Below are 26,667 nucleotides of genomic sequence, written 5' to 3'. Positions count from 1 at the left end.
AGTCTGACAGGATCAGCGGCGACGTCTGGCAGGTTAAAATCATGTCATCAATGAGACTGCTCGCGGGTAATGGCCCGGTAGGCAATGTCCGAACGGTATTCGGCACCCTCCCAACGAATCTCGGCAACGCCCTGGTAGGCGAGCTGCTGCGCCTGGGAAACGCTTTCGCCCAGTGCGGTAACACACAGGACACGCCCACCGGCCGTGGTGACATCACCCTCCGCTGACAGTGCCGTGCCCGCATGAAACACCTTGCAGCCACGCTGTTCGGCAGCATCCACTCCCTCAATCACATCGCCCTTGCGATAGCTGCCGGGGTAGCCACCCGCAGCCATGACGACCCCCACTGCGGCACGCGGATCCCATTCACAGACACATCCGGCAAGCTTGCCTTCAGCACCGGCCAGGCAAAGCTCAGCAAAATCAGACGTCAGGCGCAGCATGATCGGCTGGGTTTCCGGGTCTCCGAAACGGCAGTTGAACTCGATCACTTTCGGGTTGCCGGCTGAATCAATCATCAGGCCCGCGTACAGGAAGCCACTATATGGCATGCCTTCAGCGGCCATGCCCTGCACAGTGGGCAAAATTACTTCTTGCATGATGCGCGCATCAACGTCCGGCGTTACCACAGGGGCCGGTGAATAGGCGCCCATGCCACCGGTGTTGGGGCCTTCATCGCCATCATAAGCACGCTTGTGATCCTGGCTGGTGGCCATGGGCACTACGTTCTCACCGTCGACCATGGCGATAAAACTGGCTTCTTCGCCTTCAAGGAATTCCTCGATCACCACCCGGGCACCGGCATCACCAAAGGCATTAGCTTCCAGCATATCGCGAATGGCCGCTTCCGCTTCGGCTTCGTTCATGGCGACGATAACGCCTTTACCGGCAGCCAGACCGTCCGCCTTGATAACAATCGGCGCGCCCATTTCATGCAGATAAGCCAGCGCAGGTTCCACCTCGGTAAAGGTCTGATAGGCAGCGCTTGGAATCTGATGGCGGGCCAGAAAATCCTTGGTGAAAGATTTGGAGCCTTCCAGCTGGGCAGCGGCCTGGGTCGGGCCAAAAGTGGCCAGCCCTGCTGCCTGAAAAAGATCCACCACGCCCTCCACCAGCGGTGCCTCAGGACCCACTACCGTCAGGCCTACCTGCTCTGCCTTGGCAAGCGCCAACAGGCCCTCCAGGTCGCTGACAGCAAGGTCAATATTTTCAAGCTTGGACTCACCCGCCGTGCCCGCGTTACCCGGTGCTACCAGGACTTTTTCTACCTTATCCGATTGCGCCAACTTCCAGGCCAGCGCATGTTCACGGCCACCGCCGCCTATCATCAAAACCTTCATGTGAGCCCTTTTCGGCAGGAATCATCGTAATATGGAGAAACGCCTATTATGCCACAGCCTATTTGTGTCTGTAGATGTCGGCTGCCTTTCCCCCAGTCCGCCTATTAGCCAGTACGCCAATCAGCTATCTGCTTCATCATTTTTTTTCTTTCGCGTATCCATCCCCGGCGCGTTGTCATCCTTATTGATGGTGTTTTGCCAAAAACGCATATTTTCTTCGGCCAGCTCGCGCATGAACTCCATAGGTGAATGGCGAATCGCTTTCTGCCATTGATCCTGCATGCGTTTTTGCTGTTCCAGCATCAGCTGGGTTCCCTGCTCCAGGTAACGCGCCAGCGGCAAGGGAGACGACATATCGTAGACGCGTATCAACTGGGCCAGCAGGTCATTGGAGAAAACCTCCGACTCACCGTCGGCCTGCTCCTGCTCGATAATAATCGAGAGCAGAATGGTCCGCGTGATATCCTCGCCGCTTTTCGCATCTTCAACGCGAAAAGCGGCTTCTTCCAGAATCAGTTTGCGCAAGTCTTCCAGCGTGACATAGCGACTTTGCTCGGTATCATACAAACGACGATTGGCATACTTACGAATCACACGCACGGCGACTCTCCTTGAAACGCAAAAAAAGCTGTTATTTTCTTTGCAGCTATTGTGCCTGCCCTGCGCCACCATGCAAGCACAGAGATGATTATCCGTCTTTTCAACCTATAATGAATCAGCACAGCGAGCCACATGAACGTCATCTTACTCGACCCCGAAGATGCCATCACGCCTGATGAGTTTATCATTCGCGACACTCGGCGCCTGCGCCACCTGCGGGATGTCCACCGGGCCCAACCGCAGGACCGCTTTTCCGTTGGCTTGCTGGGCGGCCAGCTCGGCAAAGCAACCTTGCAGTCACTCGATAAAGACCATGCCCGGCTGAAAATAGACACACTTGACACACCGCCGCCGCCTGCCCTGCCCGTGCATCTGGTGCTGGCGCTGCCCAGGCCGCGCATGCTGGCGCGTTCGCTGGAACACATCACCGCGCTGGGCGTCAAGGACATCACCCTGCTGCACACTCGCCGGGTGGAAAAAAGCTATTGGCAATCGCCAGAGCTGGATAGCGACAAGATCCATCAACACCTGTTATTAGGGCTTGAACAGGCCAAGGATAGCATCTTGCCAAGGGTTAACTTACTTAAAGGTTTCCGCCCCTTTGTTGAAGACGAACTACCTGGCTTGCTGCACAATCGACGCGGGCTGCTGGCGCACCCAGGCATGCCAAATGCCTGCCCGCGCGGCATTGAAGGTGACACCCTTTTATTGATCGGACCTGAAGGGGGATTTATTGAATGGGAAGTAGAGAAGTTGCTGGCCGCTGGCTGCGAAGGCATTCATCTAGGACCACGCATCCTGCGCGTTGAAACCGCCGTCACGGCCTTGCTGGCGCGGCTTTTCTGACCCGTATTCAGCAAAGCAACTCTCTTAAGCCGTTTAGATAACCGCTAGTCATCCGGCTCGTGGGGAACAAAGGGGGTATCCGCGTTGCAGATTGGGGTCTTATGCATAAAGGTTTCGCGCACATCAAGAAGCCCCAGGTGGCTGATTGTCCGACGCCCTAGCAGCATGGGATAGTTCATCTCTTCCCGGTCGCGCAGGCTGAACTGCTCTTCGTAGGTGGTATCGCCAATACACACTTCGAGCAGTACCACTGGGCGCTCATCGCGCCCGCCTGCACCACGCACCCTGAGGTCACGGTAAAGCGGCCGCTCAAGTTCATCACTGAATACCTCGCCACTGTCCTGGTCTTCCAGCTTAAGGCGAAAGCGCACCCACTCCTCACCACTTCGGATAAAGGTTTCAATCTCACGGGCATCCAGCGAGGAGGTCAGAGCGCCGCTATCAAGCTTGGCTTTCACCTGGATTCCCCAGGGCATCATCACGGCATTTTCTACCCAACCAAACACCTTTTGATGCGTATCTTGTAAGGCATCCTTGCGCGCTACATCAGCGTTATCCTGCTGCTTTGTATCGGCCTGAGCAGCCGTCAGCCCAAGACTTGCCGCAAGCAGCCCACAAACCAGCAGCCCACAGGCGTACTCCGCTAGGCTTCCTGCTGGTTTTGCCAGGCCATTCAAACGCTTGGCGATGTATTGCGCAATTGCCATAAGCCTCCTTGGGATAAAGCTAGAAATCAGCTAATTAGCGCTGTTTGATGCGCTCAAGAACCGCTTGGTTAGCAAAGCCATCCGGCACCATGCCCTGATCACGCTGGAAAGCACGCAGGCCATTACGCGTATTCGGCCCCAGAATGCCATCGGCGCCGCCTACGCTGTAACCCAGTGCATTCAGCCCCCGCTGCAGTTCACGCACCTCAGCACGGGTCAGTGACACCTGATCCCGGGGCCAGGCCTGCTGAATGCCTTCACGCCCAGCAATCGCATCACTCAGGGTGGCGACTGCCAGCGCATAGCTGGTGGCGTTGTTATAGCGCAGAATGGAACGGAAGTTTGGCCCCACCATGAAAGCGGGCCCTTTAGCACCGGCGGGTACGATCACTGCCGCGCTGTCAAACGCTGGAAGGCTACTGCCGTTGGCGGCACGCACGCCCTGAGCTGCCCACTCTGCACTGCTGCGACGTTGGGTCTGGGCGTAGTCATAATCCGCAGGCAAGGTTACCTCAACGCCCCAGGGCTGGCCCGGCTGCCAATTGGCACGGGCAAGGTAGTTGGCCGTAGAGGCCATTACATCGGGAATGCTCCCCCAGATATCACGACGACCATCGCCATCGCCGTCTTTGGCATAAGCTTCAAAGCTCGATGGAATAAACTGGGTATGCCCCATGGCACCCGCCCAGGAACCAATCATATCCTGCGCGGCGATATCACCGCTGTCGATAATCCGCAGGGCGGCCAGCAGTTCACTGCGGGCGAAATCGCTGCGTCGACCATCGTAGGCCAGGGTTGCAAAGGCGTTTAAGGCCGAAAAGTCGCCAAAGTTGCCGCCATAATTACTTTCGATCCCCCAGATAGCCACGATCACTTCAGTAGGCACCCCATAACGCTCTTCCATACGTGCCGCCGTCTGACGATGCTGCGCCAGCTTTTCGCGCCCATTGCTCACACGGGTGCTGGAAACCGCACTATCCAGATACTCCCAGATGGGCCGCACAAACTCGGGCTGGTAGCGGTCAAGCTCGACAACCCTTTCCAGGTAGCGAACATTATCAAGTGCCGACAGCGCCCGCTGACTGATCCCCTGGGCAGCCGCATCGCGCTTGAAGTCTGCCAGCCAGGCATCGAAGCTGGCGTGGTCTTGCACCTCTGACCGAGACGGCTGTGCGGACGTTGACGACTGGGTATTCTGCGCCAACAGCATTGACGATGGTTCAGCCGATACCAGCGTATCAGGTGCCTCCCCCTGGCCGGATGGTGGCTGCGCCGACGCGCAGGCCGAGAGCAAGGTAAATGGAACCACCAGGGAAACACCCAGCAGCAAAGGGCGATAGGGCCTTAAGGTCATAGTGAAAGGGGCCATCAGGTTAGTCCTTTAAACAGTCAATAAAAAAATCCATCGTACGCCAACGCCAGTTCGCGTCAAAAACCCCAGGCACTCTCGCCCAGGCGCAAGACCATACCGGCATGGGCCAGCACCACCACGACCGTGAGTACTGAACGCAGCAGCAGGTACCACTTGGGCCACCCAAAGCGCCCTTCCCGGCTGAGATCGTATATCCAGATCAGCACAAAACCAACCATCAATACCCAGATACCCATCACCGGGCTAAGCATCAAGGACGGCCAGGCAATCAGACTGGGCAACATCGCCAGGGCCAGGCGGCGAATATCACCGGGCATGCGTGCCTTGTCAGCGCGCTGCAACACAGCGCCCCAATGGGCGCCCCCCAGAAAAGACAGAATCACTGCTGCGTAATACACAAAGGCATAAACCGCTGTGACTTGCCAGGCCGTCGGGCCCAGAAAGGCCACCACAAGGCAGGCAATAAAAGGGATAAGCCCGGACAGCCCGAGCCCCCAGGCGGTGCGATGGCGCGTCATCAACGCCGCTGGAAATCCGCTTGAACTCATTCAGCGACCTCTCATGGAGTGACTTGATCAATCAGCCAGGGTTGCCAGGCTTGCGGCTCCACCCTGGGAGGTGAAAAATGCGATGGCGCTGCACGCCAAGGCTGATGCCGGGCCGCACCTTTAGGCAACTCTGCCAGGGCGGGTAGCCAGTGCGCAACATATTCGCCGTTGGGATCATACTGGCTGGCCTGCTTGAGCACGTTGAAGTAACGATCCTGACGCGGGTCTCTTCCGACACCACCAACATAACGCCAGTTCCCCCAATTGGAGGCCACATCATAATCCATCAGGCAATGTTCAAACCAGGTAGCGCCAAGACGCCAATCAACCTTCAGATCCTTGACCAGAAAGCTGGCCACATTCTGCCTGGCCCGGTTGGATAGCCAGCCAGTGCTGGCAAGCTCAATCATGGCCGCATCAATAAAGGGTACGCCGGTTTTGCCTTCCTGCCAGGCAACAAAGGCGGCGTCCGCATTTGGCAGGCCTAACCGGCCGAACAGCCGGTGCTGTTCAAGCTGTGCTGCCAAGTGAAAGTACTCACGCCACAGTAGCTCAAAGAAGATCCAGTAGCTGGACTCAGTGCCGCCATTGCGGGCTTCCCAGGCGCGAACTTCCTGTACGACCTGGCGGGGTGAAAGGCAACCGTGCGCCAGCCAGGGCGAAAGATGGGTCGAAAAAAAGTCACCCAAGAGGCCATTACGCGTCTGCTTATAGGTGGCTGGGCCATTGTGATCCCAGACAAAAGCGCGCAGGCGCTTAAACCCAGAGGCTTCCCCTCCCGCCCAGCCTACATCTTTACGCTCATCAGGATGCCAGCCTGCTGACAGTTCACAGACCTGTTTGAGTGGCGGAAAACCTCTGGGTGCTGCCTCAGGCCAGGGCGGCAAAGTGATAGGAGCATGGGCAGCCGAGGGTACTTCGCAGTGCTTTTCAACCTTGCGCCTGAACGCTGAAAAGCTGCCGGGTAATGCGCCTAACCTGAAGGGAAGTTGAGTTTGATCAAACAGCCGGTTATTTTCGACCACCTCAAGTGCAGTGCCGTTTTCCAGCAGCGGCACAATCGCCGACATCTGGCGGTTTTCATCGCTGCCTGACTGATGGGAAACCCGAACAGAACGGGCTGCAAAATGATTGGCCAGGTGCGCCACCTCCTCGGCAGGCGAGCCAATACGTACCAGTAAATCGCTGCCACGTTGCAACAATTCACCGCGCAGCTCCATCAGGCTTTCCCATAGAAAACGTAGCCGCGGTGGGCCAATCCGTGGGGCTTGCTGGCCGGGAATAGCCTGTTCAAGCCAACGCTCATCCAGTACATAAACGCACAGCAGTTGTTCCGGGCGAGATGTGAAGTTTAACAAGGGGTTGTCGGCAATGCGTAAATCATTATGCAACCAGACAATATCAACGATGGAACGAATCATGGGTTTGTCTCCTTTTCACGCCGCGCATTTTTGGCTGTGCTGTTTTTTGCCGTTCTGCGGCAGCGCTCGCTGCAATAGCGCACGTTATCCCAGTCGCGGGCCCATTTTTTGCGCCATGCAAAAGGGCGTTGACAGAAAGCGCAGGTTTTTTGGGGTAAGTCAGCTTTACGTCGCATTATAGTTAGTCGATTAATTAAAAATTCTACAAAATAGCAATTTGGTACAATTATTGTACATGTCAAACATCTTGAGCACCACCAAGATGTGGTTTTCTTTTTATTTTACAGATATTAAAAAAGCCATTCGTATGAATGGCTTAACAGGAAGTTATTGGGGTGGCAACGCTACTGACAGCGCTTCAGTCAGGGTCGGTATCGCGAGGCTGGCGTTTGGCATTTTCTTGGGTTTCCATACCGCTTTTCAACTCATGGGTGAGCGGATCATAGTTGGGGCGCAGTTCGTCCTTGACGGTACCACTCCATAACTTGGAACCTACAAAATACCCGGCCCGCCCTATGACATGCGCCGCTACCGGTGCAGTCATCAGGATAAACACAACGATCGCCAATGCCCTGGCCGCAATGCTGGTCTCGGCAAAATGCATGGCTGCTGCCAGCATGATCAACATGACACCCAGTGCTGACGCCTTGGTAGTGGCGTGCATACGGGTGAGCAGATCCGGCAGGCGCAGAATGCCAATCGCCGCCAGCAACATGAACAATGACCCGGCAATAATGAAAGTTCCCTTGATAAAATCAATCATCCCTTGGCCCTCCGCGTTCCAGAAAACGGGCAAAACCAATTGCCGCCAGAAACCCCATCAGGGCAATGACAATCGCCGCATCAAGAAAGCTGGGCACGCCTGACTTGATGGCATGCAACCCCACCATTCCTACGATGGTGGTTGTAAACAGCTCCAGCGCCACCACTCTGTCTGGCAGGCTTGGCCCACGCACCACGCGCACAAAAGCTAACACCAATGCCAGGCTCATGATCACCTGACCAATAAGATACACATGATTCATCAGCGAAAAAGCTCCAGTGCGCGGTGTTCCATCTCTTTGAGATTGCGACGCAAACCTTCCTCGTCATCGAGAAACATCGCATGGATATACAGCACTTTACGGTCATCGGAAACATCCAGACTCAGGGTGCCGGGAGTTAATGAAATCAGGTTGGCCACCATGGTGATTTCCATCTCGGTTTTGGCATTCAGCGGCATGGCAATCACCCCGGGGCGCATATGCCAGGGCGGGGTTAATACGTCAAAGGCAACGCGCAGATTGGCCTGAACCAGCTCTTTAAGAAAAAAGCCCACAAAACCTATAATCCGCGGAATGCGCGCCGGATACCCCTTGAGGGATGCCAACTGAGGCTCGATCAGCACCAGGGTGATATAACCAAACACCAACCCCACCAGTAGATTCAGTCCGCTGAAATCACCGGATAACATCACCCAGGCAAGCCCCAGCAGCAGGTTCCAGATCGCCCCTGTCATGGTGTACCCCCTTCACTTTGCGCGCCATCCTGTGGCGCCGTCACCAGGTCGATCCATTCAGCTTCATTACCAGGCGTCACCCCCAGCACCGCTTCAATATAATGTTCTGGTGCCAGCAATTGATCACCGATCAGGTTCATCGTCTGCATGATGGGTTCGGCAAACACCCCTATCATCAAGGTTGCTGCAGCCAGCATCATCACCGGGAAATACATCATCCCCAGACTTGGTTTGATCAGCCGACCGTCATCCCCGCCGGGCGTTGCATCTTCCGGCACGTTATTGTCTTCCGGTAGGGTTTTCCAGAAGACCTCGTTCCACAGCTTGACCATGGAATACAGCGTCATGAAGCCGACCGCCAGGGCAATACCGGTAACGACATAGGCTTCTGCCTCGATCCCGGCACGCACAATCACAAACTTGGCGAAGAACCCGGATAGCGGTGGAATACCGGCCAGCGAAAACGCCGAAACAAAGAAGGCCACTGCCAACCAGGGGCGCTCACGGTAGAGGCCACCCATCTTTTTAAGCTGGTAGGTGCCCAGCAGACGATGGGTAATCCCGCTGATCAAAAACAGGTTGGTTTTTACCACCATGTTATGCAACACCGCAAAAACGCCCCCGGCGATGGCTAAAGGCGTATAAAGCGCTAATCCCAGCAGCATATAGCCAATCTGGCTGACGATATGAAACGACAGGATACGCCTGAACTCGAACTGTGCCGCAGCACCCAGCACCCCGGTGACCATGGTAATGGCCGCTGCCCAGAGCATGATGTCCTGCAGGTACTCCATGCTCTGATCAAACACCAGGGTAAACACCCGAAACAGTGAATAGACCCCGACTTTTGTCAGCAAGGCAGCAAACAGCGCAGAGACTGCGACCGGTGGCGTGTGATAAGACGCGGGCAGCCAGAAAAATAACGGAAAGGCCGCCGCCTTGATGCCAAAGGCCACCATATACATCACCGCCAGCACTTCCACCATGCCGCTGTGCTCGGCAGCGTCCAGACGTAGGGCAATATCTGCCATGTTGAGCGTACCCACAGTGCCGTAGGTCAGGCCCACTGCAGTCAGAAAGATGATCGAAGCCAGCAGGTTGAGGGTCACATATTTGATCGCGCCTTCCATCTGTGCCCGCTCACCGCCCAGAATCATAAGCGCGAAGGAAGCCACCAGCATGACTTCAAACCAGACGTAAAGGTTAAAGATATCACCGGTCAAAAAGGCGCCTGCCACACCGGCCAGCAGCAGGTGCATCAAGGGGTAATAGCCAAACTTTTCATGCCCGCGCCCCGTGGTTGCCAGTGAGTAGATCCCCATCAGCAAGCCGATAATGGCCGTCATCAATACCATGACGGCGCTCAACACATCGGCCACCAGCACAATGCCAAAAGGTGCCGGCCAGCCGCCCATTTCCAGGGTGATATAACCCTCTTCCATTACGCCGACAAACAGCCAGAGGCTAACCACCAGCAGGGCCAGATTACCGCCAATGCCGATAAAGCGCTGCACCGGACGCGAGCGCCAGAACAGTAGCGAAATAGCCCCGGATAGCAGAGGTAATAGAACGGGCAGTGCTACTTCAGGCCTCACGTGTCAGTTTCCTTCATCTTGTCCAGGTCATCTGCCTTGACCACTTCGTAGGCACGCCGGATCAGTACGACGGCAAACGCCAGCACGCTGAAAGCAATCACGATGGCGGTCAATACGACGGCTTGAGGGAGCGGGTCAGCCACATTGCCCACAGGGGCGCTCATCCCCTCAGGTATTAACGGTGGCGCGCCTCGGGTCATGCCTGCTGTGGTAAAAATCAGCAGGTTGGCCGCGTTGGAAAGCAGCATCAGCCCAATCACCAGCTTGACGATTGAACGCCTGAGCATCATGAAAATAGCCGTGGCATAGAGTATTCCAATCGCAACTGCCATTAGCGGTTCCATACAGAGCCTCCTTTTGGCATCTGGATACAGCGACGGTTATGGCTCATCTTTATCCACCTCCATCAACGACATGACCATACCTGTAACAGCCCCCAGCACAGCAAGATAAACGCCAATGTCAAAAATCAGCGGCGTGGATGCCTTGAAATCAACCACGGGAATCGTCCACCACTGCGCCGTCATGAAAGCTTCACCGACAAACCAGGCTGGCACGATGGAGACCATGCCCAATAAAAGCCCTACGCCAATCAGGTCTCGGGGGTCTATCATGCGCAATACGCCTCGCGTTGCACTCACGCCGAAGGCAAACATATAAAGCGTGAAAGCCCCGGCAGCCACCAGGCCAGCAATAAAGCCACCGCCCGGTTCATCATGACCGCGCAGCAGCAGAAAGACTGAAAATAACAGCTGCAACGGCATCAGAAACCGCGCGGCAGTATTGAGAATCACCGTGCCGGATTTAACCATCGTAGGGCTCCTTGCGCTCAGCCTGGGGGCCTTGGCTGCTTTTATGGTCAAACTTCAGCATGGCGATCACCCCGATGGCCGCCAGCGCCAGCACAAACATTTCACCCAGCGTATCCAGGGCACGATAATCCACCAGGATGACGTTGACGATATTGCGCCCATAGGCGAGAGGAGCGCTGTTTTCGATCATATACCCTGAGATGGGCGCAAATTGATCAATGCTCCAGGCGGTCAGGATCAACAGACAGATAAGTGCGCCCATGGCACCGGCAATCAGGCCATCGCGGACGCGTTCCAGAGTTGTCGAAAAGCTGGTAAAACGCGGCAAACGAAACAGCACCAGCACCAGCAACATCACGGTCAGGGTTTCCACCAATAGCTGGGTGATGCCCAGATCCGGCGCGCTGAAAAAGATAAACGTCAGCGCAATCGAAAGCCCCATAATGCCCACCGAGACCACAGCGCCCAGGCGTGAACGGGTCAAGGTGGCAAACAGCGCCCCCATTGCCAGGGTACCCACCACCATCACCTCGTAAAAGCGCACATCCAGTGAAAAGCTGATAAGCGGTGAATGGCGCACCAGAATCGAATTGACCAGCAGGCCAATCAGAGTCAGCAACATGACCAGAATGTAGTTACGCATATAGCCGTTCTGCAGCACCTTGGTCTGCCAGACGGAAAACCGGGCAATATTTTCCATCAACGCTTCGTAACCCGCTTCCGGCCCATAGCGCATCAAGGGGGCCAGCAGTGCCAGCTTGGGCCTGAGGCGATCCCAGCGCTTGAAGACCACAAAACCCAGCGCCAGGCTGATGATCGACATCAACAATGGCAGATTAAAACCGTGCCACAAGGAAAGATAGGCGTCTGAAGGCTGGCCTGTCAGTGAGGTAACCGTTGCCGCCGTCAACTCCGAGGCAACGCCTGGAAAAACACCCAGCAGCAGGGAAAGTGACGCCAGTATTCCAGGGCCAAGCAGCATGCTCAGCGGTGCTTCATGCGGCACCCGAGGAGTGATCAAGCGCGGCCCGTAGAAAGGACGCAACGCAATGATGGCCGCCACGGCGATGGTAAGAATCGCAGAAGCAAACGCCAGCAGCACCAACAGCAAATGGAAGGCGTTGGCCCCCAAGGCCGCCTCAAACATCAGCTCCTTACCGACAAAGCCCAGCAGCGGGGGCACACCTGCCAGGGAAAGAGCGGCAAAAAACGCAATCACACTGGTCACCGGCATTAATGAGCGCAACCCGCCCATGGCGGTAACGTCCTTGGTGCCGGTGGAGTGATCTAGGGCACCTGCCACCATGAACAGAGACCCCTTGTAGAGCGAGTGAGCCATTAGGAAGGCCACAAACGCCACCATGGCGGCAGGCGTACCAATCCCCAACAGCATGGTCAGCGCACCCAGCGCCATCACGGTTGAATACGCCAGCAGCTTTTTGATATTGGTAAAACGGATGGCCAGAAAAGCGCCGGTGAACATGGTCAGGCCACCAACAACGGAAAGCACGGTCACCCACAGGGCAGTGCCACCAAGCTCAGGATGGAGGCGGGCCAACAGATAGATGCCGGCCTTTACCATAGTGGCTGAATGCAGGTAAGCCGATACGGGCGTAGGGGCCGCCATGGCATTAGGCAACCAGAAGTGAAACGGAAACTGGGCTGACTTGGTAAAGGCACCGATCAGAAGACAGATTAAAAGCGGCGTATACAGAGCGTGTTCACGCAGGTCGGTATCATCAGCACGTATCTCTGAAAGCGACCAGTGACCACTGGCAACGCCCAACAGCACCAGGCCAGCCATTAACGCCAGGCCCCCTGCCACGGTTACAAACAAGCCCTGGCGAGCCGACTTGCGCGCTTCCAGATCATCGTGATTGAAGCCGATCAGCAAATAGGACGTAATGCTGGTCAGCTCCCAGAAAATGAACAGCGTCAGTAAATCATCTGCCAGCACCAGCCCGAACATCGACACCATGAAGGCCATCAGGGCAATATGAAAACGCGGCAGATCTGTATGATTCCTGAGATAGACTCCCGCATAGATCAGCACGAAAACGCCAATCACGCTGATCAGCAAGCCAAACAGCAACGCCAGGCCATCGAGCATGAAGGTCAGGCTGATGCCCAGGGACGGCACCCATTGCCACTCGAAAAGCAGATTGCCTTGCGCCAGCACCTCTGGCATCTGCTCAAATAACCAGACGGCCAATAGCGCCGGATAGAGGGCAAGTATCAGGCTGGTACGTTCACCGAACCAACGATGCAGCAAAGGTACCGATGCTGCCAGGATAAACCCTGCTATAACGGTTAGCTGTATCAAGCTGCTCTCCTTATGAACAACACCCTCACCATTTGAATATCCAGCTTTTGAATAACAGTTACGACTTTATTCTATACACAAAACTCCATACATAAAAAAAGCGGCGAACCATGGCTCGCCGCTTTTTCAACTGGTTTATCAACGCGACCTGGGGTTACAACCAACCTGACAATTCGTTGTTGACTACCTGCAGCAGCGCCTCAATGTGATCATCACGGTCATTAAGACAGGGAATGTATGTAAACGTTTCCCCTCCGGCTTCGATAAAGCTCTCATAGATTTCTTCCTGGATCTCTTCCAGGGTTTCAACGCAATCAGATGAGAAGGCCGGTGACAGAATGGCAATATGTTTATGACCCTGCTTGGCCAGCTCTGCTACGTGGTCAACGGTCTGCGGTCCTACCCACTTTTCAGGCCCGAACTGGGATTGAAAGGCGGTGTCCACTTCTTCCTTGCTGAAGCCGAGTTTTTCTCGCATCAGGCGTGTGGTCTTCTGGCACTGGCAGTGGTAGGGGTCGCCTTCCATCAGGTAGCGCTTGGGCACACCGTGGTAGCTGGCCACCAGCTTGGTCGGGCGAGTTTCCAGACCTTCATAGGCTTCCTTGACCGAGTTGGTCAGCGCTTCAAGGTAGGCAGGGTGCTCAAAGTATGCAGGCACGGTACGAATATATGGCTGCCATTTCATTTCCATCAGTACGCGAAACGCCTGATCGTTAGCCGTGGCGGTGGTCGGCCCGCCGTATTGTGGGTAAAGAGGGAAGAAAACAATTTTCTCGCAGCCTCTTTCCTTAAGACGGTTCAGCACGCTCCGCGTTGAAGGATTGCCATAGCGCATGCAGAAATCTACTTCTACGTCGTCTCCGTACAATGCCTTCAGACGTTCGCGAATTTTATCGGTCTGTGCACGGGTTGTGGTCAGCAGCGGGCTTTCGTTCTTTTCAGTGTTCCAAATGCTGCGGTACGCCTCGCCTGAACTGAATGGTCGTTTTGACAGGATGATTCCCTGCAATAAGGGCTGCCACAGCCAGCTTGAATAATCGACCACCCTCTTGTCTGACAGAAACTCACTCAGGTAGCGGCGCATGGACCAGTAATCAGTGGCATCGGGAGTGCCCAGATTCGCCAGCACAACGCCTACCTTGGCATGTGACACCACCGGCGGGTGGTCGCTGTCCGCATGGGCCAGACGGCCTTCACCGGGATGATCCATCTCTACCTGTTCTGTCATTTCAGTCTCCTGCAACTAAAAGAATTTTTCTAACCCGAATGGTAACACTGTTAGCCAAAAGGCGGCATGAAGTTATACTATCAACATCATTTGTATAATAGTAGGTAAACTCATGTCCAAGCCGCTGATACTGGTACTCGGTGACCAGCTGTCACTTGCGTTGCCCACGCTACGCCAGGCGCCTGATAACGCCGTCGTTGCGCTCTGCGAAGTCGCCGATGAAGCTTCCTATGTGCCTCATCATATTCACAAGATTGGGCTTTTTTTGGCCGCTATGCGACATTTTGCCCAACAGCTGCGTGAGGCTGGCTGGCAGGTTCACCTCAGCGCACTGGATGACCCCGATAACACCCATTCATTGATTGATGAAGCCGAGCGACTGGCCCTCGCCTACCACTGCGACCATATCCTGGTGGTACGCCCCGGCGAATGGCGCTTATGGGAAGCCATACAGTCTCGTGCCAACGGCGCTATCCCCTGGCAACTGGTGGAAGATGACCGCTTTTTCACCACCCCGGATGATTTTGGCCAATGGGCACAGGGTCGCAAGCAGTTGCGTCTTGAATACTTCTATCGCGAGCAGCGCAAGCGCTCTGGCTTGCTGATGGATGCCGATAAAAAGCCAGTGGGCGGGCAATGGAACTTTGATCATGATAACCGTGAACCTTTACCGGACACCTTTACCCCACCCCAACAACGCCAACACGACATTGATGACATCACCCAGGAAGCACTGGACGTAGCAGCTCGCCACTTTCCAGAGCATATCGGATGCATCAATAACTTTAACTGGCCCGTGACCCGCCAGCAGGCACTGACAGAACTGGATGACTTTATCAGCTATCGCCTCAGTGATTTTGGCCGTTACCAGGATGCGATCAGCGACGCTGAACCCTACCTGTTCCACTCACGGATTTCCGTCGCTCTGAATATCGGCCTGCTGTCCCCTCGGGAAGTGTGCCACGCCGTTGAACAGGCTTATCTAGAAGGCCAGGCGCCAATCAACGCCGCTGAGGGCTTTATTCGCCAAGTGCTGGGCTGGCGTGAGTATGTGCGCGGCCTGTACTGGACGCAGATGCCGGAATATAAAACCCGCAATGGCCTCGGTTTCCAACGCGAGCTACCGGCGTTTTTCTGGGATAGCAAGACGGATATGCGCTGTCTTAAACGCGCAATCGAGATGACCATTGATAACAGCTATGCCCACCATATCCAGCGCCTGATGGTGACAGGCAACTTTGCCCTGCTGTGCGGCGTCAAGCCAGAAGCGTTATGCGACTGGTATCTGGCGGTTTATGCCGACGCGTGTGAATGGGTCGAACTGCCCAATACCCTGGGCATGGTGCTGCATGCCGACGGCGGCTTGATGGGCTCCAAGCCCTACTGTGCATCAGGCAAGTATATCGACAAGATGTCTGATCACTGCCAGCACTGCCGCTATTCGCCCAAGCAGGTGACCGGCCCCAAGGCCTGCCCATTGAATAGCCTTTACTGGCACTTCCTGGAAACTCACCGACCTGCGTTAAACCACAATCCGCGTATGAAGCTGATCTATGGATCCCTTGACCGCATGAAGGACGAAAAGCGCACTGCCATGCGCGAACAGGCAGAACAGTTTCTTAGCGAGCTGTCGTCAGCACCCGGCTATGGCCAGCCGACGCATACCGCCGGTTACTATTCTGACTGACAGATGACATACAGCACACTTTTTAATTACTTAACCACGAGGCCACGATGAGCCAACGAGATACTCTGAACGCTAAAGCGCCCGTCATCCTCTTTTACGACGGCCACTGCCCTTTCTGCCGCGTTGAGGTTGACTGGCTCGCCAAGCATCGCCATCACCAGCGCATTCAGTTGGTGGATATCCAGCAGGCCGATTTTCTGGAAGGTGAATATGGCGCTTCTTTTGACACCATGATGGGAAAATTGCATGTGCTGGATAACGCGGGACACTGGTACATCGGTATGGATGCCAGTCGTGCCCTTTATGCCGTTCTGGGGTATCAGCGCCTGGTCAGGTTTTCGTGTCTGCCGATCATAAGCGGCATGATGGATGTTGGGTATCGGTTGTTTGCCCGCTACCGGGTTAGGCTGGGCAACTGGTGGGAAAAACGCAAAAAGAAATGAAGGCAACGAACGTTACGATTAGTTGATTTGATGGTGGTTGATAGCACTAACGGCCACCATTGGCTGAATGAAATGAACAAGCATTCACTGCTGTGTATTCAGCCAATAAAATAAAATGACGTGATTAAAACACCAGCGGCATACGCGATGTCAACGGCGCACTGTAATGCGCATCACGGCCAATGACTTCATCCTGAGGCACATGCTGCACCAGATAAGCCCGATGGATGCCTGCGCGCTTAAGCTCAAGATAGACATCATCCAGCGAACGAAACAGCATCGGCTTGGCTCGGCGGGTCAGCATGTGTCGCTCTCCTTCTACATCTTCCAGTTCAACCTGGTAGAAGCGGCTACCTGAATGGGTAATTACCCTGATTTCAAAGTTATCGTGGCCTGCCACGAATTGCTTCAGTTCCTTGAGTTCCATAAATACCTCTTTCGTATATCATCTTTTTTGATTTTATCGTTCATCTTTCACCCACAGGAAACAGGCTCATGGGCACGGTTTAAAACTGCAGGACAGCCTAACAACGCCGCGTGAAGATCCTGTTGCCTGAATGTGTCAGATATATGACATTTATAAGCCGAAAGCGTTCATGGTCAAACATTTACCCAACGGGTAGCCCTACCTGGATTTATTGATATTCTGACGGGTCAATCGCTTTACCCAGTGAATTACGGTCAATCCAGTTACCCGCCTTGGTTTCCTTATAGCGAAATACTACTTGATCACCAACGCTTACCGGCACTTCACTATCTTCGGTCTGGTAGCTGTATTTTTCGCCATCGACCACTAGAAAATAGCGATAGAGATCCGGCATACCCAGCCATTCCTTGAAAGGCCCTTCCCGTTCAAGCGACTGCAACTCGCCACGCGCCTGCAGCTTGGGGGTTCGCTGTTTGTTACCACGCCGGAAACCACCTGCCATTACGTCTTCTCCTGTTTTACCAACCAATAGGTTAAAAAGTAAAGTAATATTATACGAGCTGCTTTCCAGAGCTCAAGCTAGCTACCAAAGGCTTCGCCATAGCTATCCGGCGCCAGATCCTCAAAGCGCGTATATTTGCCGATGAATGCCATATGTACCGTCCCGATCGGCCCATTACGCTGCTTGCCGATGATCAGCTCAGCCAGACCCTGGTTATCCGGGTTATCCTGGTTATACACCTCATCACGGTAAACAAAGGCAATCACGTCGGCATCCTGCTCGATAGCGCCTGATTCGCGCAGATCCGACATCACCGGGCGCTTGTTAGGACGCTGCTCCAGAGAGCGGTTAAGCTGCGAGAGAGCAACCACAGGGCAGTTGAATTCCTTTGCAAGCCCTTTCAGCGAGCGGGAAATTTCCGAGATTTCACCGGTCCGGTTTTCCGAGAACCCTGGTATCTGCATCAGCTGCAGATAGTCGATCATGATCATCGCCATATTGCCGTGCTCACGCACGACGCGACGAATACGCGAGCGCATCTCATTAGGAGAAAGCGCGGCGGTATCATCGATAAACAGTTGTTTGTCCTTAAGCAGGTTGACCGCCGAGGTCAAACGCGGCCAGTCCTCATCCTCAAGCTGGCCGGTACGCACCCGCGTCTGATCAATTCGCCCAAGTGACGACAGCATCCTGAGCATCAGGGAATCCGCGGGCATCTCCATGGAAAACACCATCACCGGCTTGTCGCTGGCGATCACCGCATGCTCCACCAGATTCATCGCGAACGTGGTGTTATGCACACAGATATCTTCTGCAACAAAGTTGTGGGTATCGTCCACTGTCAGATCATATACCTGCTGCATTCCAAGCGGCTCAATAGCGACCACTTCATCCCAATAGATATCAGATGAAGCCAGGCTTTCAAGATACCTATCGGCGTCTAGCAAATCGGCAAACTCAGCGGCTCGATGACGTGATAAACAGCGTTCGCCAGAACCCGACAAATGCGGGTTATAGCCAGCAGGTAACGTTTTACCGGATTTCTCGAATAGCATGCGCCACGAACGTTCGCCTTTTTTTGCAAGCACGTAATGGTTGACCGATTTAGGTAAACTATCGCAGTTACTATGCATTCGCTTGGCGTTAATACAGGCGCTCAGTTCTGCTAATGCCTGCTCTTTGCTGAAGATGCCGACATCCTGAATGAAACGTTTTTGACTTGTTTGATCAAGAATCTCAAGCTCCCAGGGGGACTGACGCAGATTGACATAGCGGTTCTGCTTCTCACGAATCTTGCTCAAAATACCAAAACGCAATAGCAAATGCTGCACACCACGAATCAATTCACGGCTCGATGACGCATAGCTAATCCGCCCCTGACCATTCGCCTGCACAAAAGCGCTACCATCACAGGCAAAAAGACGGTTCAAGAATAGCGCCAGTTGCTGTTTAGGCAGGCGGAATACGCAGTCTGGCACCTGCTTGTACAAGGCTTTTTTAGCCCACACGCCGTGCACGTCAAGAAAGCGCCTAACCGGGTTAGGGCTATTTTTCCCCACAGAGGAATAGTCAGACGCAGAGAAGTCACTAGTAATCGGTATATCCAGCGTCTCGCAAAGACGCATAAAGGTTGGCTGCACAGGCACAATTTTCCCATTACACCAACCGCTCACCGCTGCCTTGCTCACATTTAACACCGATGCTAGTGCCTCACCCGTCATCCCCTTTGCCTGAAGCTTTTCACGTAATACGTGTGAAAACTGCCCTCTTAAAGAGTATAAACGTGTTGCATCTCGGCTCACCCTTAAGGTAGGCGTTCGCTCAGTCTTTCTTTCTGCCTTATCCACCAAGCGACATGTCACACCGGGAAAATGCCCCACTGCGTCAGCGAAATCAGCACGTAATGCTTCATTGCTGTTGGTGAACATCGGGCATGTCTGGGTTGTGCCACCGTCGCCCAGCATATAAGCCAAGATCTTGAGCTGATATTCAGGCATTACTTCATGGCCAAACACTGGGATTTCACGCGGTACTGCTATACGCTCGCCGACATCAATTTTCCCCAGAGGCTGCCAACCTTCTCCCGTTAAAAACGGATGCGTCAGGGTGGTTGCAACCTCCCTTCCCGTTGCAGTACGGACACGAAAAACCGGTTTAAGACCGTCATCGACGAAGGCTGACGCGCAGGTTTTCTTCAATTTGAAGTCATTGGTTAACGTCAGCAGAGAAGCCTGCTGTCGTGCTACCAGCTCATCAATTGTGACCAAAGCGCCACTCTCCGGGTCTACCAGTCGCGAGCCACTCATCAAACATTTGCCCATCGAGGGCCTTCCGGCAATGATCACCAGATCAGAGGGCTGTAAACCGGAGGTCATGTCATCAAGATCACGAAAGCCCGAGGAGAGCCCTGTCATCTGGCCTTTCATATTGAACAGTTCGTCAATACGATCGACTGCCTTGGTCAGCAGTTCGCTCATCCCGATCGGGCCGCCAGTCTTGGGCCGCTCTTCTGCGATCTGGAAAACCAGCCGTTCGGCCTCATTGAGCAACTCATCTGCGGGCCGCCCCTGAGGAGCAAACGCCCCCTCAGCAATCTGGTTGGCCGCACGAATCAGCTTACGCAAGGTAGCCCGCTCGCGGACGATATCGGCATAAGCGCGAATATTGCTGGCTGACGGCGTGTTGCGTGCAAGCTCGGCAAGAAACCCGAGACCGCCGACGGTGTCCAGCTGATCTCGACCATCCAGCGCCTCGGATAATGTCACCACATCCAGTGGTTGCCCAGCCTCTGCCAGATGCGTCATGACGTTGAACACCAGACGATGCTCATAGCGATAGAAATCATCAGACACCAGACGATCCGACACGTTATCCCAGGCCTGGTTGTCGAGCATCAGCCCACCCAGAACAGACTGCTCAGCCTCCAGTGAATGGGGCGGCAGCTTGAGAGCAGCCGTTTCCTGATCGGCGGGATCCTGCATCATGCACTCCTTAACTCACACATCCACGGACGTTTTCCAGCCACTATCATTTTTACTATAACAGCAAAGGGCGCGGGGATTGCCCGCGCCCTTCATGTACCGCATGGTGGTTAACCGAGCAAGCTTACTCAGCCATTACCACAACACGAACGGTAGCATCTACCTCTGCATGCAGGTGCAGGTCGATATCGTATTCGCCGGTCTGGCGAATCGGACCCTGTGGCATGCGCACTTCACTCTTGGCCACTTCGATCCCGGCAGAGGAAATGGCGTCTGCCAGATCACGCGGGCCGATTGAACCAAACAGCTTGCCTTCATCGCCTGCCTTGGAAACCAGCGACAGTTCGATGTCGTTAAGCTGCTCAGCGCGGGCTTCAGCTTCAGCCTTACGCTCAGCGGCCTGGGCTTCCAGCTCTACACGCTGGGCTTCAAAAGCAGCGATGTTTTCTTTGGTGGCCGGCACGGCATGACCGTAAGGCACCAGGAAATTACGACCGTAACCAGGCTTAACAGTGACTTTGTCACCAAGGCCGCCCAGCTTACCAATTTTGTCGAGCAGAATGACTTCCATCTCGTAAACCTCTTGTCAATTGCTGCGGGCAAGACGGGCGCGAACGTTCGCGAATGTATCCATCAACCCTAGAAGCAGCACAATAAGAATCGTAGGCCAGGTGGTGATCAGCAATACATAGAAAGCGACCAGCCATAGCCCATTCATCCCCTTTAATCCAATAACACCGTGTACCAACGCAATGCCAGCTATCAGCAATGGAATCCAGCTCAGCATCGCCAGTGCATAGACACCCAACAGCATTCCCGCAACGCCAATTGCGAAGAGCGTTAAAAGCTCTTTCGGGGTCAGCCTGAAAGCATGGAACTCAGCCCGAAACCCGCCAGGATTATACAGCCCGGCTTGCCAGCTACGCGCCAGGGTCAGACAGGCAATGGAGGCCAGCAATACCACCAACCCTGTTACATTCCCCACCACCAGCGAGGCCAGTGTCTGAGTATCGTAACCCTGGTTGGTCAGCTCAGTGAGCATGCCATTCACTTCTTCAGAGCCTTGGCGCAGTTGCTCAAGCATCAGCTCGGTGCCCTGCGGCGGGATGAAAATGCCTAACTGCACCATGGCGGATGCCACGACAGTGCCAGCAATCAGGGCAAACCCCCAACGCATACGCTCTCGCAGCACGACGGCCATCAACGTGACAAGCAGTAAGCTGGCCAACGGGATGACGTCACCCTGAACCCACCACCAACCAGAGGGTACTGCCGCTGCGATGATGACGGGAAGCGCAGGCGCAAATCCCTTCCTGAGCGTTACTAGTCCGGCAATGGCAACACCCAACCAGAACAGCCACGGCACCAGTGTGGCCAAAGCGGCTCCACCGGCGGCGTATGGCGTGCCTTTCATTAACCATCGGGCAAGTGCCAGCATTACGTATCCGCTTACTGGTGACTATCGGTATAGGGCAGCAGTGCCAGGTAACGCGCGCGTTTAACGGCGGATGCCAGCTGACGCTGATAGCGTGCTTTGGTGCCGGTGATACGGCTCGGAACGATCTTGCCAGTTTCGGTGATATAAGCCTTCAGCGTGTCAAGATCTTTGTAGTCGATCTGCTTGACGCCTTCAGCAGTGAAGCGGCAAAACTTGCGACGACGGAAAAAACGTGCCATGGATAAAGCTCCTTATGCGTGCGGTGGATAGATCAGGCTGATTCAGATTCGGATTCAGACTCGTTTTCAGTACGCGGTCTTTCTTCGCGACGTTGACGCTTCTCTTCAACCGGCTTCATCATCGGAGAGGCTTCAGTGATGGCCTCTTTACAACGCACGACCATGCTACGAATGATGGCATCGTTGAAACGGAAGATATTCTCGATTTCCTCGAGCGTCTCAGCGTTACATTCAACGTTCATCAGAACGTAGTGGGCTTTATGGATCTTGTTGATCGGATAGGCCAGATGACGACGGCCCCAATCTTCAAGACGATGCACAGTACCCGCATTTTCAGCAACGATACTGGTGTAGCGCTCGACCATGGCCGGCACTTGCTCGCTCTGATCCGGATGGACCATGAACACGATTTCATAATGGCGCATAAAATCTCCTTACGGTTTGGCAGCTTCCTCAGCGCCCTGGCATAGCCATGGAGCGTCAGGGAAGCAAGGAGTTGACTGAAAAGTTACCCCAAACTTTGCCGCGAACGACGCTGGAGCATCAAACAGAACTGGAGACAGTGGTTATCACTGATCCTGTCGTATGAATGTTTCTATTAGGACGAACAGTGTCGCTAAAAACAGCCATACGCAACACCCGCCTAATGGATAAACGGGCGCATGCATTCTAGTCGGCAGGGGATTAACTTGCAAGCTGGCGCTGACGCACCGCCTCGAAAAGGCAGATACCCGTGGCCACCGAAACATTCAGGCTGGATACCTGCCCTGCCATCGGCAATTTGACCAGATGATCACAGGCTTCGCGGGTTAGTCGGCGCATTCCTTTACCTTCAGCCCCCATGACCAGCGCCATCGGCCCGGTAAAATCAACCTCATAAAGGCTGGTTGCCGCTTCACCGGCCGTTCCAGCGATCCAGACACCTTCCTGCTTGAGCTTCTCCAGGGTGCGCGTCAGGTTAGTGACCTGATAGACGGGTACAACTTCTGCCGCCCCGCAGGCCACCTTGCGTACCGTTGCGTTTAACGGTGCGGCCTTGTCCTTGGCCACAATCACACCGTGCACGCCGGCCGCATCAGCACTACGTAGACAGGCGCCAAAGTTATGCACATCGGTGACGCCATCCAGCACCAGCAGTAAAGGTGGCGTCGGCGCCGACCAGGCACGCAACTTCAGCCACAGGGATTCCTCCCCTTCCGCCACCAACGGCTTACAGAATGCCACTACCCCTTGATGCGCCGCCCCTTGGGTCATCTGATCGAGCATCTCGCGCGGCTGCTTAACCAGACGCGCGCCCAGCTGTTCTGCCTTGACAGCCAGTTCTTCCAGGCGCTTTTCCACCCCTGCCTGCAACCATAGCTCGCGGGGGGCTTCACCGCGATCCAGCAGGCTTTGCAAGGCATGGATGCCATACACAACCTCAAGCCCCTGAGGTGCTTTAGGCGTTTGAGGAGCCTTGGCTCCACGACGAGATGCCGACTTCATGTTGTTCCTTACGCGAGGTTCCTTACCTTGACCAGCCATTATTTATCAGCAGGCTTGCGCGAACGGCGTGAGCGCTGCGGGCCACGGCGATTCGACTTGGGTTTGCTGTCGTCCGACTTCCTGGCAGTCTCTTTGGGCGCGGCTGCCTTGGTGCCTCCCGACGGCTTGGCCTCTGCCGGGCGCTTGCGTGGCTGACGACGCGGACGCGGTTTCTCATCGGCCAGGCTGAAGTCGATCTTGCGGTCATCCATATCAACCCGCGCCACCTGAATGGTAACGCCGTCACCCAGACGATAGGTGGTGCCGGTACGCTCACCTTTAAGACGGTGCTTCTCTGCTTCGTAGTGGTAGTAATCCGATGGCAGTGACGTCACATGCACCAGACCTTCCACATAGAACTCATCCAGGCGCACAAAGAGGCCGAACTGGGTCACCGAGGCAATGGTACCGTCAAAGGTCTCACCCAGCTTGTCGGACATGAACTCGCATTTCAGCCAGCTTTCCACGTCACGGGTGGCATCATCGGCGCGGCGTTCAGCCATCGAGCAGTGCTCGCCCAGCTCGACCATCTGCTCAAAGGTATACGGGCACCACTTGCTGGGTGGCTCAACCGGTGCGCCTTCTACCCGCATTACTGTATTGGTCTGGCGAGGGCCGCGCACCACCGAGCGAATGGCGCGGTGCACCAGCAGATCCGGGTAGCGGCGAATCGGTGAGGTAAAGTGTGCATAAGCCTGATAGGCCAAGCCAAAGTGGCCTTCATTCTGGGGCGAATACACGGCCTGATTCATTGAGCGCAGCATCACCGTCTGGATGATATCCGCATCCGGGCGATCCTTGATCGTCTCGCGCAGGGCCTGATAATCCTGCGGTGTCGGATCATCGCCGCCGGGCAGCGTCAACCCCAGCTCGTTGAGGAACAGACGTAGCTTGTCGAGGCGTTCAGGCGTCGGCTTTTCGTGAATACGGTACAGGGCCGGAAGGTCATGCTTGTCCAGAAAACGGGCAGTAGCGACGTTAGCAGCCAGCATGCACTCTTCAATCATCTTGTGCGCGTCATTACGTTTACGCGGCACAATTTTTTCAATCTTGCGCTCATCGTTAAAGATGATCGCTGTTTCGGTCGTGTCAAACTCAAGGGCGCCACGCTCAATGCGTGCGTCGTGCAGAATGCCATACAGCTCATGTAGATCCTTGAGCGGCTTGACCAGCTTGGCATGTTCCCTGCGCAGCGTTTCGCCTTCGTCACTGTCCGGATCCAGAATCGCCGCCACCTTGTTATAGGTCAGCCGCGCATGGGAATTCATTACCGCTTCATAGAAGCGATAACGGCTGATCGCGCCGGTCTTGGAGATATTCATCTCACAGACCATGACCAGGCGATCAACATGGGGGTTCAGTGAGCACAACCCATTGGACAACAGCTCTGGCAGCATGGGCACGACCTGCCCTGGGAAATACACTGAGGTACCGCGCGTACGCGCCTCATCATCCAGCGGCTCGCCAGGGCGCACATAGTGGGACACATCAGCAATGGCAACCACCAGCTTCCAGCTGCCCGACTTGGTTTTCCAAGCGCAGACGGCGTCATCAAAGTCCTTGGCCGACTCATCATCAATGGTCACTAGCGGCGTATTGCGCAGATCAACCCGGTTCTGCTTATCCGCTTCAACGACTTCTGCGGAAATGGTCGAGATCTGATCCATTACCTCAGGCGGAAACTCCGCCGGAATATCGTAGCTGCGGATAGCAATATCAATTTCCATACCTGGATCCATACGCTCACCCAGCACCTCAATCACCTCACCCACCGGCTGAACTCGAGTGGCAGGCTGCTGGGTGATCCTGGCAGAAATCACCTGGCCATCCTGGGCACCGCCAGAAGCACTATGGGGAATGATGACTTCCTGGGTGATACGCGGATTTTCCGGTACCAGCACGCCAAATTCAGGCGTATTGCTACGATAGACACCCACCATGGTCTGGGTGTTACGCGCAATCACCTCGGCAATGGTAGCTTCATCGCGGCCGCGCCGGTCGCGACCACTAACGCGCACCAGCACATGGTCGCCGTGGAAGACACGGCGCATCTGACGCGGCGGCAATACCAGATCCGGCTTTTTGCCATCATCGCGTAGCACAAACCCGAAACCGTCGCGGTGGCCCAGCACCTTACCCTTGATCAGATCAAGCTTGTTGATCAATGCATAGGCGCCTCGGCGGTCACGCAGCACCTGGCCATCACGTTCCATGGCGGCCAGGCGACGGCGCACCGCTTCCTGATGGTCTTCATCTTCCAATCCCAGCAGGCGGCTCATGTTTTCATGGGTAATTGGCTTACCGTAATTTTCCAACGCGGCCAGCAGGTATTCCCGACTTGGTGCCGGATTATCATATTTTTGTGCTTCACGGCTCGCGTGCGGGTCGTCACTCAGCGTCCACTTATTCATAAAGTCGGCATCCTTGATTCTTTATCTTCGGCTTCTTTATCTTCAGCTAATGGGGCGCGGTGAGATTTCGCAAGCGTCAGGTGTCGCATACAAGCGGGGTCAGCGGCAATACAGCTGAAATTTATACAATTATGTTTGATCATGTAGGCAGTATAGCGCTGCTGGCAGCATCACCCAACCACGTAAGTAGAAGAATTGTTGCCAAACAACACCCCGTGCTCCATTAAAGCGCAAGAGATAGCAAATTGAGCTGAAAAGCACTTGCATTTCATGGCCATCTCGGTATCATACGCGCCAATTGCCCAGATGGCGGAATTGGTAGACGCGCTAGCTTCAGGTGCTAGTGACCGTATGGTCGTGGAGGTTCAAGTCCTCTTCTGGGCACCACATCTTTTGTTCAGCTATCTAAAAGCTGACGAAACAAAGATGTAGCAGCAAAGGTTATTGAGTAGTAAAAAATTTAGCAAGTGTTCGCCCAGGTGGCGGAATTGGTAGACGCGCTAGCTTCAGGTGCTAGTGACCGTATGGTCGTGGAGGTTCAAGTCCTCTCCTGGGCACCAACCGAACACTGTTTAGCTATGTGTCAGAGCATTAGATAGACTCAGTCAAGATCTAAGGCCCAGGTGGCGGAATTGGTAGACGCGCTAGCTTCAGGTGCTAGTGACCGTATGGTCGTGGAGGTTCAAGTCCTCTCCTGGGCACCAATACTGTTGAGACATAAAGCA

The 26,667-nt window shown here is 54.8% G+C and carries 27 protein-coding genes and 3 tRNA genes; 6 read left to right on the top strand and 24 right to left on the bottom strand.

Going from position 1 to position 26,667, the window contains the following annotated elements; genetic code table 11:
* Positions 1-47 precede the first annotated feature (47 nt).
* Complete coding sequence (purD, locus tag OR573_05355) at positions 48-1,340, bottom strand: phosphoribosylamine--glycine ligase (protein ID XGA81076.1); 1,293 nt, start codon at positions 1,338-1,340, stop codon at positions 48-50.
* A gap of 120 nt (positions 1,341-1,460) precedes the next feature.
* Positions 1,461-1,940, bottom strand: coding sequence for a polyhydroxyalkanoate synthesis repressor PhaR (phaR, locus tag OR573_05350; GenBank protein XGA81075.1), 480 nt, complete (start codon positions 1,938-1,940; stop codon positions 1,461-1,463).
* A 132-nt stretch (positions 1,941-2,072) separates the two neighbouring features.
* On the opposite strand from phaR, the gene OR573_05345 reads away from it, so the two are divergent.
* Positions 2,073-2,786 carry a 16S rRNA (uracil(1498)-N(3))-methyltransferase gene (locus tag OR573_05345; GenBank protein XGA81074.1) on the top strand — a complete coding sequence of 238 codons (714 nt, stop codon included), beginning with the start codon at positions 2,073-2,075 and terminating at the stop codon, positions 2,784-2,786.
* Positions 2,787-2,830: 44 nt separating this feature from the next.
* Here OR573_05345 and OR573_05340 read toward each other — a convergent pair whose 3' ends face one another.
* The 13 genes from OR573_05340 to hemH all read right to left on the bottom strand — a co-directional run bounded on the left by OR573_05340 (position 2,831) and on the right by hemH (position 14,290).
* A complete protein-coding gene (locus tag OR573_05340) occupies positions 2,831-3,493 on the bottom strand; it encodes an ATP-dependent zinc protease (GenBank protein ID XGA81073.1) in 663 nt (220 codons plus the stop codon).
* A gap of 34 nt (positions 3,494-3,527) precedes the next feature.
* A complete protein-coding gene (locus tag OR573_05335) occupies positions 3,528-4,862 on the bottom strand; it encodes a lytic murein transglycosylase (protein XGA81072.1) in 1,335 nt (444 codons plus the stop codon).
* A 59-nt stretch (positions 4,863-4,921) separates the two neighbouring features.
* Positions 4,922-5,413, bottom strand: a complete 492-nt coding sequence (locus tag OR573_05330; GenBank protein XGA81071.1) for a DUF3429 domain-containing protein — start codon at positions 5,411-5,413, stop codon at positions 4,922-4,924.
* An 11-nt stretch (positions 5,414-5,424) separates the two neighbouring features.
* Complete coding sequence (locus tag OR573_05325; GenBank protein XGA81671.1) at positions 5,425-6,831, bottom strand: DASH family cryptochrome; 1,407 nt, start codon at positions 6,829-6,831, stop codon at positions 5,425-5,427.
* Positions 6,831-7,010, bottom strand: a complete 180-nt coding sequence (locus tag OR573_05320) for a DUF2256 domain-containing protein (GenBank protein ID XGA81070.1) — start codon at positions 7,008-7,010, stop codon at positions 6,831-6,833. Before OR573_05320 ends, OR573_05325 begins: the two co-directional genes overlap by 1 nt.
* 182 nt (positions 7,011-7,192) lie before the next feature.
* Positions 7,193-7,597 (bottom strand): monovalent cation/H(+) antiporter subunit G, encoded by a 405-nt coding sequence (gene mnhG, locus OR573_05315; GenBank protein XGA81069.1) that lies wholly within the window; start codon positions 7,595-7,597, stop codon positions 7,193-7,195.
* Entirely contained in the window at positions 7,590-7,859 is a 270-nt protein-coding gene (locus OR573_05310; GenBank protein ID XGA81068.1) for a cation:proton antiporter, read from the bottom strand. Before OR573_05310 ends, mnhG begins: the two co-directional genes overlap by 8 nt.
* Entirely contained in the window at positions 7,859-8,332 is a 474-nt protein-coding gene (locus tag OR573_05305) for a Na+/H+ antiporter subunit E (GenBank protein XGA81067.1), read from the bottom strand. The genes OR573_05310 and OR573_05305 overlap by 1 nt, the downstream gene beginning before the upstream one ends.
* Positions 8,329-9,927, bottom strand: a complete 1,599-nt coding sequence (locus OR573_05300; protein XGA81066.1) for a Na+/H+ antiporter subunit D — start codon at positions 9,925-9,927, stop codon at positions 8,329-8,331. The genes OR573_05305 and OR573_05300 overlap by 4 nt, the downstream gene beginning before the upstream one ends.
* On the bottom strand, positions 9,924-10,271 hold the full coding sequence (locus tag OR573_05295) for a Na+/H+ antiporter subunit C (GenBank protein XGA81065.1): 348 nt from the start codon (positions 10,269-10,271) through the stop codon (positions 9,924-9,926). Before OR573_05295 ends, OR573_05300 begins: the two co-directional genes overlap by 4 nt.
* A 36-nt stretch (positions 10,272-10,307) precedes the next feature.
* Positions 10,308-10,739 carry a Na+/H+ antiporter subunit B gene (locus tag OR573_05290; protein ID XGA81064.1) on the bottom strand — a complete coding sequence of 144 codons (432 nt, stop codon included), beginning with the start codon at positions 10,737-10,739 and terminating at the stop codon, positions 10,308-10,310.
* Positions 10,732-13,059 carry a putative monovalent cation/H+ antiporter subunit A gene (locus OR573_05285; protein ID XGA81670.1) on the bottom strand — a complete coding sequence of 776 codons (2,328 nt, stop codon included), beginning with the start codon at positions 13,057-13,059 and terminating at the stop codon, positions 10,732-10,734. Before OR573_05285 ends, OR573_05290 begins: the two co-directional genes overlap by 8 nt.
* A gap of 157 nt (positions 13,060-13,216) precedes the next feature.
* Positions 13,217-14,290, bottom strand: coding sequence for a ferrochelatase (gene hemH, locus OR573_05280; protein ID XGA81063.1), 1,074 nt, complete (start codon positions 14,288-14,290; stop codon positions 13,217-13,219).
* A 112-nt stretch (positions 14,291-14,402) separates the two neighbouring features.
* On the opposite strand from hemH, the gene OR573_05275 reads away from it, so the two are divergent.
* Both OR573_05275 and OR573_05270 read left to right on the top strand, forming a co-directional pair.
* Positions 14,403-15,977: a cryptochrome/photolyase family protein gene (locus tag OR573_05275; protein XGA81062.1), complete on the top strand. Its 1,575-nt coding sequence runs from the start codon at positions 14,403-14,405 to the stop codon at positions 15,975-15,977.
* 47 nt (positions 15,978-16,024) lie between these two features.
* Positions 16,025-16,420: a DUF393 domain-containing protein gene (locus tag OR573_05270; protein XGA81061.1), complete on the top strand. Its 396-nt coding sequence runs from the start codon at positions 16,025-16,027 to the stop codon at positions 16,418-16,420.
* A 124-nt stretch (positions 16,421-16,544) separates the two neighbouring features.
* Here the strand turns inward: OR573_05270 and OR573_05265 are convergent, their stop codons facing one another.
* The 9 genes from OR573_05265 to rnr all read right to left on the bottom strand — a co-directional run bounded on the left by OR573_05265 (position 16,545) and on the right by rnr (position 25,942).
* On the bottom strand, positions 16,545-16,847 hold the full coding sequence (locus tag OR573_05265) for a DUF6482 family protein (GenBank protein XGA81060.1): 303 nt from the start codon (positions 16,845-16,847) through the stop codon (positions 16,545-16,547).
* Between the two features lie 208 nt (positions 16,848-17,055).
* Complete coding sequence (locus OR573_05260; GenBank protein ID XGA81059.1) at positions 17,056-17,349, bottom strand: hypothetical protein; 294 nt, start codon at positions 17,347-17,349, stop codon at positions 17,056-17,058.
* A gap of 77 nt (positions 17,350-17,426) precedes the next feature.
* Complete coding sequence (gene dnaB, locus OR573_05255) at positions 17,427-20,330, bottom strand: replicative DNA helicase (protein ID XGA81669.1); 2,904 nt, start codon at positions 20,328-20,330, stop codon at positions 17,427-17,429.
* A 124-nt stretch (positions 20,331-20,454) separates the two neighbouring features.
* Entirely contained in the window at positions 20,455-20,901 is a 447-nt protein-coding gene (gene rplI / locus OR573_05250) for a 50S ribosomal protein L9 (GenBank protein ID XGA81058.1), read from the bottom strand.
* A gap of 15 nt (positions 20,902-20,916) precedes the next feature.
* Complete coding sequence (locus OR573_05245) at positions 20,917-21,768, bottom strand: hypothetical protein (protein XGA81057.1); 852 nt, start codon at positions 21,766-21,768, stop codon at positions 20,917-20,919.
* 11 nt (positions 21,769-21,779) lie between these two features.
* Entirely contained in the window at positions 21,780-22,007 is a 228-nt protein-coding gene (rpsR, locus tag OR573_05240) for a 30S ribosomal protein S18 (protein ID XGA81056.1), read from the bottom strand.
* A gap of 32 nt (positions 22,008-22,039) precedes the next feature.
* On the bottom strand, positions 22,040-22,432 hold the full coding sequence (gene rpsF / locus OR573_05235) for a 30S ribosomal protein S6 (protein XGA81055.1): 393 nt from the start codon (positions 22,430-22,432) through the stop codon (positions 22,040-22,042).
* 259 nt (positions 22,433-22,691) lie between these two features.
* A complete protein-coding gene (gene rlmB, locus OR573_05230) occupies positions 22,692-23,492 on the bottom strand; it encodes a 23S rRNA (guanosine(2251)-2'-O)-methyltransferase RlmB (protein ID XGA81054.1) in 801 nt (266 codons plus the stop codon).
* Between the two features lie 38 nt (positions 23,493-23,530).
* Positions 23,531-25,942, bottom strand: a complete 2,412-nt coding sequence (rnr, locus tag OR573_05225) for a ribonuclease R (GenBank protein XGA81053.1) — start codon at positions 25,940-25,942, stop codon at positions 23,531-23,533.
* Positions 25,943-26,242: 300 nt separating this feature from the next.
* Here rnr and OR573_05220 point away from each other — a divergent pair.
* From OR573_05220 to OR573_05210, 3 genes are all read left to right on the top strand, one after another.
* Positions 26,243-26,329, top strand: a tRNA-Leu gene (locus OR573_05220).
* Between the two features lie 86 nt (positions 26,330-26,415).
* Positions 26,416-26,502: transfer RNA gene (locus OR573_05215), tRNA-Leu, on the top strand.
* A 57-nt stretch (positions 26,503-26,559) separates the two neighbouring features.
* Positions 26,560-26,646, top strand: a tRNA-Leu gene (locus OR573_05210).
* The last annotated feature ends 21 nt before the right edge of the window (positions 26,647-26,667 follow it).

This window comes from Halomonas sp. CH40, from assembly GCA_041875495.1.
GTDB lineage: Bacteria > Pseudomonadota > Gammaproteobacteria > Pseudomonadales > Halomonadaceae > Vreelandella.
The sequence above is the reverse complement of the archived record's forward strand: the minus strand, read 5'-3'. Positions and strand labels throughout refer to the sequence as shown.